This window comes from Tepidiphilus sp. J10 (assembly GCF_006980785.1).
GTDB classification, from domain to species: domain Bacteria; phylum Pseudomonadota; class Gammaproteobacteria; order Burkholderiales; family Rhodocyclaceae; genus Tepidiphilus; species Tepidiphilus olei.
Map to the genome: position 1 here is coordinate 1 of NZ_SBHP01000014.1, position 8,725 is coordinate 8,725.

9 protein-coding genes and 1 pseudogene are annotated in these 8,725 nt (G+C 63.5%); 4 read left to right on the top strand and 6 right to left on the bottom strand.

From position 1 onward, the window contains the following. Nucleotides 1-48 precede the first annotated feature (48 nt). Complete coding sequence (locus tag EPD81_RS10470) at nucleotides 49-1,116, top strand: sulfate/molybdate ABC transporter ATP-binding protein (protein WP_142805385.1); 1,068 nt, start codon at nucleotides 49-51, stop codon at nucleotides 1,114-1,116. 38 nt (nucleotides 1,117-1,154) lie between these two features. On the opposite strand, the gene EPD81_RS10475 is transcribed toward EPD81_RS10470, so the two are convergent. The 6 genes from EPD81_RS10475 to siaA all read right to left on the bottom strand — a co-directional run bounded on the left by EPD81_RS10475 (nucleotide 1,155) and on the right by siaA (nucleotide 5,857). Next, nucleotides 1,155-1,547 (bottom strand): methyl-accepting chemotaxis protein, encoded by a 393-nt coding sequence (locus tag EPD81_RS10475; RefSeq protein WP_304649919.1) that lies wholly within the window; start codon nucleotides 1,545-1,547, stop codon nucleotides 1,155-1,157. Continuing rightward, nucleotides 1,544-1,771 (bottom strand): hypothetical protein, encoded by a 228-nt coding sequence (locus tag EPD81_RS10920; RefSeq protein WP_304649920.1) that lies wholly within the window; start codon nucleotides 1,769-1,771, stop codon nucleotides 1,544-1,546. Before EPD81_RS10920 ends, EPD81_RS10475 begins: the two co-directional genes overlap by 4 nt. A 311-nt stretch (nucleotides 1,772-2,082) precedes the next feature. Next, complete coding sequence (gene siaD / locus EPD81_RS10480) at nucleotides 2,083-2,895, bottom strand: biofilm regulation diguanylate cyclase SiaD (RefSeq protein ID WP_142805386.1); 813 nt, start codon at nucleotides 2,893-2,895, stop codon at nucleotides 2,083-2,085. A 1-nt stretch (nucleotide 2,896) separates the two neighbouring features. Continuing rightward, nucleotides 2,897-3,277 carry a biofilm regulation phosphoprotein SiaC gene (siaC, locus tag EPD81_RS10485; RefSeq protein WP_142805387.1) on the bottom strand — a complete coding sequence of 127 codons (381 nt, stop codon included), beginning with the start codon at nucleotides 3,275-3,277 and terminating at the stop codon, nucleotides 2,897-2,899. Nucleotides 3,278-3,302: 25 nt separating this feature from the next. Next, entirely contained in the window at nucleotides 3,303-3,845 is a 543-nt protein-coding gene (gene siaB, locus EPD81_RS10490; RefSeq protein ID WP_142805388.1) for a biofilm regulation protein kinase SiaB, read from the bottom strand. Nucleotides 3,846-3,859: 14 nt separating this feature from the next. After that, nucleotides 3,860-5,857, bottom strand: coding sequence for a biofilm regulation protein phosphatase SiaA (gene siaA, locus EPD81_RS10495; protein ID WP_142805389.1), 1,998 nt, complete (start codon nucleotides 5,855-5,857; stop codon nucleotides 3,860-3,862). A gap of 286 nt (nucleotides 5,858-6,143) precedes the next feature. On the opposite strand from siaA, the gene EPD81_RS10500 reads away from it, so the two are divergent. The 3 genes and pseudogenes from EPD81_RS10500 to EPD81_RS10510 form a co-directional block, all read left to right on the top strand. Continuing rightward, nucleotides 6,144-7,202 (top strand): NAD(P)-dependent alcohol dehydrogenase, encoded by a 1,059-nt coding sequence (locus tag EPD81_RS10500; RefSeq protein WP_221929311.1) that lies wholly within the window; start codon nucleotides 6,144-6,146, stop codon nucleotides 7,200-7,202. A gap of 97 nt (nucleotides 7,203-7,299) precedes the next feature. Beyond that, complete coding sequence (dmeF, locus tag EPD81_RS10505) at nucleotides 7,300-8,325, top strand: CDF family Co(II)/Ni(II) efflux transporter DmeF (protein WP_221929312.1); 1,026 nt, start codon at nucleotides 7,300-7,302, stop codon at nucleotides 8,323-8,325. A gap of 60 nt (nucleotides 8,326-8,385) precedes the next feature. Further along, nucleotides 8,386-8,607, top strand: a pseudogene (locus tag EPD81_RS10510) (sodium:alanine symporter family protein); the annotation flags it as partial. Nucleotides 8,608-8,725: the final 118 nt, after the last annotated feature.

The following is an 8,725-nucleotide window of genomic DNA, read 5'->3' on the forward strand; positions in this document are numbered from 1 at the left end:
CATCGAGCGGCGCGGCGATTTTGCTGCCCTGCGTCGCGGGAGTCTCAAATGAGCATCGAAGTCCGACATATCTGCAAGCGTTTTGGCGCCTTCACCGCGCTCGACGACGTCTCGCTCGCTTTCCCCGATGGGGAGCTCGTGGCGCTGCTGGGCCCTTCGGGCTGCGGCAAGACCACACTGCTGCGCGTGATCGCCGGTTTGGAGCCGCCAGACTCGGGGCAGGTACTGTTCGACGGCGAGGACGCTTCCGGCACCCACGTGCGCGAACGCCGCGTCGGCTTCGTTTTCCAGCACTACGCGCTCTTCCGGCACATGAGCGTGTTCGACAACGTGGCGTTTGGCCTGCGCATGAAACCGCGGCGCGAGCGCCCGAGCGAGGCCGAGATCCGCCGCCGCGTGATGGCGCTGCTCGAACTGGTGCAACTCGACTGGATCGCCGATCGCTTCCCCTCGCAGCTCTCCGGCGGGCAGCGCCAGCGCATCGCGCTCGCCCGGGCGCTGGCGGTCGAGCCCAAGGTGCTGCTGCTCGACGAGCCTTTCGGCGCGCTCGATGCCAAGGTGCGCAAGGAACTGCGCCGCTGGCTGCGCCGGTTGCACGACGAGCTGCACGTCACTTCCATTTTCGTCACCCACGACCAGGAAGAGGCGCTGGAGGTGGCCGACCGCGTGGTGCTGATGCACCGCGGCCGCGTCGAACAGGTGGGCACGCCGGAGGCAGTCTATCACCATCCCGCAACGCCCTTCGTCTACGACTTCCTCGGTTCGGTCAACCGCTTCGAGGGGCGTATGGAAGCAACGGGGCTGCGGGTGGGCGATGCGCTCCTGCCGCACGAGGCGCCGCTTTCCGCCGGCGAATCGGTGATCGCCTTCGCCCGGCCCTTCGAGCTCGACATCGTGCCGGCCGAGTCGGATCGGGGCGTGCTGGCCCGCGTGGCCCGTATCCTCGCCTTCGGCGCGAGCGCCCGAGTGGAACTCGACGGAGAGGGTGAGCCCGCGCGCCGCTTCGAAGTGGAGCTACCGCGCGAGCGCTGCACCGCCCTGGGGCTGTCCCCCGGCCAGCCGGTGCGGCTCGTGCCGGCCCGGCTGAGGGTGTTCGCTGCGCAAGGCCAGGCCTGAAGGACCAGGAGCCGTCTGGCGATTGATGGTATCGATCTTCAATTGATCTTGAACCGTCCGACGGCGTTGCGCAGGGTTTGCATCGCCTCCTCGATGAGTTTCACCGTGGCGCCGGCGCGGTTGACCGCTTGATGGTTCTTCTCGGCCATCTGCACGATGGTCTCGACGTTGCGTGCCACCTGGTTGCTGGCGATGGATTGTTCCTTGAGGGCGTCGGAGATGTGGCTGGCGTAGTCGATGACGCGGCCCGAGCCTGCGGCGATGCGCTCGATCGATTCGCCCGCCGCGTTGGCGAGCTGCACCCCTTCCTCGACTTCGGCCACGCTCGTTTCCATGGTGACCACGGCCTGCTTCGTGCCCTGCTGGATGTGGGTAATCATCTCCGTGATTTCTTGAGTCGAGACGGTGGTGCGCTCGGCCAGTTTCCTCACCTCGTCGGCCACCACGGCGAAGCCGCGGCCGTATTCACAGCGCGCGCGGCCTCGATCGCGGCGTTCAAGGCGAGTAGGTTCGTCTGCTCGGTGACGGCGCGTTCCACGTCACCCGCGACGACGGCGAGCGTGGTGGCCGCTTCGGCGAGCTGGTCGGTGTTGCGACGGATCTCGCCCAGCATCTCGCGCAGCGACTGCTGCATCGTGGCCACTGCCTGCAGCATGCGGCCGATTCGGGAGGCGACCGACGAATGCCAAAATAATCGGGGTTTTTTTTACCACCAAATCAGCACGAATCTCGAAGCGGACGATCGTGTGATCGAGCCTGTCTCGCCGCACGAGCGTCTGGCGCGCATTCGGGCCTGCCACGGCGGTGCAGGCGGTCTACATCCAACGTAGATCGACGCTTCCGGGTGAGCGTCTGCGCGGAGCTCGACGGGGAGGATGAGCCCGCGCGCCGTTCTCCATCGGCGCTTCGGGCGCCTTGCCCTGAAGCCGATCGTGACGGTTTTCTTGCTTTTCTGCGGCCCGACGGTTAATCGGTCACGGTGCGGTTGCGTCCCGTTCGTTTGGCTTGCAGCAGGGCTTCGTCGGCGCGGTTGAGGGTGATGGTGAGCGGCTCGTCGTGCCGGCGTAGGGTGAGGCCGATACTGGCCGAGACGGCGACAGGGCCGAGAGGATGGGGAATGGAGATGGCCATGATCGCCTGGCGTATGCGTTCGGCGATCACGAGGGCTTCGGCGAGTTCCGTGGCGGGGAAGATCAGGAGGAATTCTTCTCCGCCCCAGCGTCCGATGATGTCACTATGGCGTATGGTTTCTCGCAAGGCGCTGGCGATATGCTTGAGCGTCTCGTCGCCTATCTCGTGGCCCCAGCCGTCGTTGATGCGTTTGAAGTGGTCGACGTCGAGCATGGCGATGCAGCATGGTTCGGTCGGATTGTTCGCCGGGAAGTGTCCGTCGCCGAGGCGTTCCATGAGATAGCGTCGATTGCCAAGTTCGGTGAGCGGGTCTTTGAGCGAAGACTTGAGCAGGGCATCGTTGAGTGATCGCAGTTGATCCTGGTATCTGTCCGAAATACGAGCGAGTTTCTCCAGCCGGCGCAGGTGGCGTTCGAGCCGTTGCGCCAGGGAGGCGGATTGCATGCGACCGAGGTCGTGGTAGCCGTCGGAGAGGTGGATGAGGCGCAGCAATCGTTCGTTTTGCTGGCGGTGCAGTGTGAGCAGGCGCACGAGTAGATCGCGCAAAGGATTGTCCTGATGGGCGCCGGAGGCAAGGAACCGGTCGATTTCTTCCAGCAGAGCCGACTCGTCGGTCTGACCAAAGGGTGAGACGGGCAGTCCCTTCATCCTAGACCTCGGCGCAGATGTGGAAGGGGAAAGTGCAGTCTTCGCGGAATTCTTCGGCGAGGAGCTCGACTCGCTCGTTGCGAGGGTCGAAACGCCAGACGACACTGACTTCTTGTCCCAGTTTGTGGGCATCTTCCAGGAGGTCGAAGATGTCCATCATGACTTTGACCGAGCTGGTGTTCATGTAGAGCAAACGAAGCTCGAGGCGCAGGGGGCGTCGCTCTCGTTTGAGAAACGATTCGACCCAGTCGAGCGTGCCGGTAAAGAAGTCGAAGGAGTTTTCCGGGTAGGAGTCGCCCGACATCTGCAGCAATCCCTCATTCCAATCGGCAACGATCGTTGGCGTGGTTTGGGTGCCGGGCAGGGTGAACGAGGTGCTCATGTGCATGCTCCGAGTCGGGGGGCGATCAGAGGATGGCGCGCAGACTGAAGAAGATCTTTCCGTCATCGAGTGGCCGCTGAGTGGCGATCAAGGGGCGCCTGGCCTTGCGGGCGATGTCGATGAGGCCGAGACCCGCACCGCTCGAAGCGCCGTGGGCGATAGGGCGGCGCAACTGCGTCTTGTAGGCGTGCTTGAGTTCGATCGGATCCATGGCGGCGAGCTGGGCGATGCGTTCGAGGAGCGGGCTCGCGTCGGCGGCATCGACGACGTTCCCCGTTTGGATGAGGTAGGCACCATCCTCGTCGCAGGCCACGAGGATGGTGGCAGCGCTGTCGGTATCCCCATATCCCTTGCTCGCAGCGTAGTGACGGATGTTTTGGGTCAGCTCGACATAGGCTCCAAAGACATCCATTGCAGCCGATGGGCGAGCGTGGTCGGCTTCGAGGTAGTTTTTCAGGGCGAATCCTATCTCCTCGATCAGGCTGCGCGAGATCGGACCATTGAAACAGAGCAGAATTCGATGATTCTGTAGTAGTTCGCGCAAGCAGAGAAAATCCATGTCCAACATGGTAGGTACTCCGTTCAATCGATACGAAAGGACAACAGGGTGATGTCGTCGCGCTGTGGCAGTCCGCTGCGCCAGGATTCGAGCGCTGCATCCACGGCTTGAGCCTGGTGATCGAAGGGCAGGCGGGCGACGTGTCGTAGAACTTCGCGAAAGCGGGTGTCGCCAAACCCGAAGCCATGCTCGCCTCCCGCCTGGTCCAGATAACCATCGGTGACGAGGGTGTAGGTGACGCCTTCTCGTAAGGGAATCTCGATTTCGGTGTATTCCCCTTTTTTGCGGTCGCAGAGCGAGCGTCGTTCGGCGGACAGCTCATGTACCGTATCGCCATCGCTCCAATAGAGGTCGATGCGGGCGCCGGCATAACGAAGCCGCCGGGCGTTTCGGTCGACATACACCAGGGCGGCATCGGTACTCGCTGCGATGGCACGCGGCAGATGGGCCTGATCCAGCATGCCACGCAGGGTGGCGTCGGCCTGCTCCAGCAGTACGGCTGGATGTTCGATGCCATGTCGGTTCATGGCATCGTCGAAGGCGGTGCGGGCGAGCATGGTCATCAATGAGCCGGGTACGCCATGCCCGGCACAATCGACGATGCCTATGAGGTAGTGCTGGGGTTCGGCGCGAAAGAGATAGAAGTCTCCGCCGACCACGTCCCGCGGTCGCCATAAGACGAAATGGTGTTCGCCCAGCAGTGTGGCAAGCGCACGGTCCGGCAGCAGCGCACGCTGGATCAAGCTGGCATATTGGATGGAGTCGCCGAGTTTTTTCTGGCTGGCAGCCATGGCGGCATTGGCATCCCGAAGCTCGGCCGTGCGTGCCCGAACCTCGTCCTCCAGTTCTTGGGTCTGGTTGGCGATCTGCCGGGCCATGTGGGCGAAGGCGCGGTTGAGGTCGCCGAGCTCGTCTCGCCCTGCATCGGGAGGGGGAACGTCGAAGCGGCCGGAAGCCAGGGCCATGGCGGAACGGTGCAGGCCGCGTAGCGGTTGGAGCAGAAGGCGATCCACCGACAGCGTGAAGAGGGTCAGAACGGAGAGCAGCACGAGCACGACGATGCCCACGGCGATGCGCACCCAGGTATCTTCGAACAGATGGATGGTTTCGAGGTCGACGGCGGTGATCAGATACCACTGCAAGGGTTCGAGCCAGGTGATCGCGAGCATCTGCCGGCGTCCGTCGAGGAGGGCGGGCATGACCTCGACCGTGCCGGGGGTGGCGGCGGCGCGCCGCATGGCGGCGGCCAGGTGCGCCGCGTCTTCTTTGCCGGTCAGTTGCTCGGAGAAGGTGTGCGCGGGTGAGACGGTGCCGGTGGCGCCGGAGGACCAGGCGATGCGTTGGGGGTCGGGGTGGGCCTGGATGGCGCCCTTGCGGTCGATGATGATGGGGGTGACCCCGGCTTCCGTGGTGTGCAGAAAGGAGGAGATGAACGTGGTGAGATCGACTCCGGTTCCTGCCACGCCCAGGCGTTCTCCCTGGTCTTCCACGACGACGTTGATCCATACCATGACCTGTTTCAACCACCGGTCCGGGTTGGGGTTGATGTTGACCTGGGTGGGAGCGGCCAAGGTGGCGAAGAACCAGGCGTCTTCCGGTTTTTCGGGATCGAGGCGATAGCGGGGGACGAGGCTTTCGGAGGTTGCGTCGTCGTCGAAGTAATAGGCGAGGCTGCCGCGACTGGCCAGGAACCAGGCACGGCCGAGAAAATCGCGCCGGTAGCCTTCGGCTTCGAGCCGAGCCTGCTGCCGCAAGGCTTCGTCGTCTTCACGGCGCAACCAATTGCGGATCGACATCGATCCGGCCAAGCGCCGAGCCAGAGCGACTTCGCGCGACAGGGGCCCGGCGATGCGCTCGCCGTGCAGTTCAGTGAAATTGCGCGCCCAAGTTTCGGCGAAATGCTCGCGCAGACCCTGAAAGAGCTGCATGCCGATGGCGGCGACGGGAACGAGGACGACGAGACACACCAGCAAGAGCGCCAGGGTAGATTTCGCTCGTATCCCGAACCTCCATTTGGCCATGTCGGCGCCCCTCGTCGTTGGCGCAATAGTATAGAGGGAAAGCCGATGCCGTAATGTATTGTTGGAGAAAAAATTTTCTCTGGGACGTGGTGATCTGGCAAGGGAAGGCGTGTGTCGGGATTCCTCGGATCGAATGCTGGGAAAAGCGCACTTCCGAAGTCGAACTGGCAAATACCTTTATGACACAAAATCGGACGCTTCCCTGTTCTCGACGAGGGGATGGTGCTATGCTGAAAGGAGCGTGAGGCCGCATGGTGCCGCTTCACCGTCGTGAAAGGAGAACCTTATGCAAAAGACCATGAAAGCCGCTGTGTTCGTCGCGCCGGGGCGCATCGAGCTGCAGGAGCGTCCGATCCCCGAAATTGGGCCCACCGATGCGCTGCTGCGCGTCACGACCACGACGATCTGCGGCACCGACGTGCATATCCTCAAAGGGGAGTACCCCGTGCGGCCCGGTCTCATCGTCGGTCATGAGCCGGTGGGTGTCATCGAGAAACTCGGCAGCGCCGTGACCGGCTACGAAGTCGGCCAACGCGTGATCGCCGGTGCGATCACGCCCTGCGGTCAGTGCAATAGCTGCCTCGATGGCCAATCGAGCCAATGCGGCCACAAACACATGGGTGGCTGGCAGCTGGGCAATACCATCGACGGCTGCCAGGCCGAATACGTGCGCATTCCCAACGCACAGGCGAACCTCACGCCGATCCCCGATGGCCTGTCGGACGAAGAAGTGCTGATGTGTCCCGATATCATGAGCACGGGTTTTTCCGGCGCCGAGAGCGGGCACGTGCGCATCGGCGACACGGTGGCGGTTTTCGCGCAGGGGCCGATCGGGCTTTGCGCCACGGCCGGGGCCAAGCTGATGGGGGCCACGAAGATCTTCGCCGTCGAGGCGGTACCGGCGCGCGCCGAGATCGCGCGTAAGCTCGGGGCCGACGTCGTGATCAACTTCAAGGAAGTCGATCCGGTACAGAAAATCATGGAGCTCACCAACGGACGCGGTGTCGATGTCGCCATCGAGGCGCTGGGCACGCAACAAACCTTCGAGGCCTGCCTGCGCGTGCTCAAACCCGGCGGGACGCTCTCGAGCTTGGGCGTGTATTCCGGCAAGCTGGAAATGCCGCTCGATGCCTTCGCGGCCGGCCTGGGCAACCACAAAATCGTCACCACCCTGTGTCCAGGCGGGAAAGAGCGCATGCGGCGCCTGATGGAGGTGGTCGCCAGCCGCCGCGTCGATCTCACGGCCCTCGTGACGCACCACTTCAAGCTCGACGACATCGTGGCTGCCTACGACCTCTTTGCCAATCAGCGCGATGGCGTGCTGAAGGTCGCGATCAAGCCGTAAGCCTGACCGGGGGTCGGCCGCGCCGGATTTCGGCGCGTGCCGTGTTCGCACAGGTCCGGTGCTAGAATGAGAATCGTTCTGGCATCGGACCTTTTTCATGGCTTCGACCATGTCTTCGACCCCACCGCTCGCGCCCTGGCAGCATCCCTTCGAAGTCGATCCCCATGCCCGGCAACGCATGCGCCGCACCGCATGGGTGGTCGCGCTCACCTTCGTGACCATGATCTTCGAAATCGCCTTCGGCTATCTCACCGGGTCGATGGCGCTCACCGCCGACGGTTGGCACATGGGCTCGCACGTGGCGGCGCTGGGCGTGGCGGTGTTCGCTTATTACTATGCCGAGCGCCATGCGGCCAATCCGCGCTTCACCTTCGGCACGGGCAAGGTGAGCGCGCTCGGGGGTTACACCAGCGCGCTGCTGCTCGCCCTCGTCGCCCTGGGGTTGGTGTGGGAATCGGTCGGGCGGCTGCTCTCGCCGCAGCGGATCGCCTACGACGAGGCGCTCCTCGTGGCGGTGATCGGGCTTGCCGTCAACCTGGTGAGCGCGTTCATTCTCGGCGCAGGGCATGAGCATGATCACGATCATGGGCATGCGCATGATGGGGGGCGTGCAACGGATGCGGCGCACCATCACGATATGGCCGTCACCGCGAAGGGATTCGGGCATGCGCCGTCGGCGGACCCAAACTACCGCGGTGCCTTTCTGCACGTGTTGGCCGATGCCTTCACCTCTGTGCTGGCGATCGCCGCCTTGGCTGCTGGGAAGTGGGGAGGATGGGCCTGGTTCGACCCGCTGATCGGCCTGGTCGGTGCCGCCGTGATCCTCTACTGGAGCGTAGGGCTCGCGCGCACGTCCATGCGCTCGCTGCTCGACGCGGAGGATTTCGGAGTGCTCGAGCACGAGATCGTCGAGCGCCTGCAGCGCGACGGCCTCACCCGCGTCACCGACCTGCACGTGTGGCGCCTGGGGCCGCAGACCTATGCCTGCATCGTTACGCTCGATTCCCCACGGCCCGAAAGCGCCCGGCAGTACAAGGAGCGGCTCAAGGATCTTTCCGCCTTGAGCCACTTGACGATCGAGGTCAATCGCACCCCGGATCGTGCTCGATCCGCGATCGACTAAAATCGATGTCCATGATGGCGAAATTCATTGTTTGATCGATAACGAGAACAAGGAGGCACCATGGACGCCTTGAACCAATTGCTCTCCACCGTGGCCAACTTCGTCTGGGGCGTGCCGATGCTGGTGCTGCTGGTGGGCACGGGGTTGTATCTTACCGTCGTGCTGCGGGGCGTGCAGTTCCGTGCGCTGGGGCATGCTTTTCGGCTGATTTTCCACAAGGAACCGAGCGCCGCGGGCGACATCAGCCACTTTGCCGCGCTCACCACGGCGCTCGCGGCGACCGATTGTGCAACCTTTTTTCTGTAAATTTTCGTGGTGTTGGTCATGACGCCGAGGTTACGGGTTGAGGTTGAGATAGACCTTGCCGGTCATCCACTCGTCGTCGAGTTCGGCCAGCAGC

Coding starts and splice junctions, on each gene's coding strand:
- EPD81_RS10470 (WP_142805385.1), top strand. CDS start 49: ATGAGCATCGAAGTCCGACATATCTGCAAGCGTTTTGGCGCCTTCACC.
- siaA (WP_142805389.1), bottom strand. CDS start 5,857: ATGGCCAAATGGAGGTTCGGGATACGAGCGAAATCTACCCTGGCGCTC.
- siaB (WP_142805388.1), bottom strand. CDS start 3,845: ATGTTGGACATGGATTTTCTCTGCTTGCGCGAACTACTACAGAATCAT.
- siaD (WP_142805386.1), bottom strand. CDS start 2,895: ATGAAGGGACTGCCCGTCTCACCCTTTGGTCAGACCGACGAGTCGGCT.
- EPD81_RS10500 (WP_221929311.1), top strand. CDS start 6,144: ATGCAAAAGACCATGAAAGCCGCTGTGTTCGTCGCGCCGGGGCGCATC.
- dmeF (WP_221929312.1), top strand. CDS start 7,300: ATGGCTTCGACCATGTCTTCGACCCCACCGCTCGCGCCCTGGCAGCAT.
- EPD81_RS10920 (WP_304649920.1), bottom strand. CDS start 1,771: ATGCTGCAGGCAGTGGCCACGATGCAGCAGTCGCTGCGCGAGATGCTG.
- siaC (WP_142805387.1), bottom strand. CDS start 3,277: ATGAGCACCTCGTTCACCCTGCCCGGCACCCAAACCACGCCAACGATC.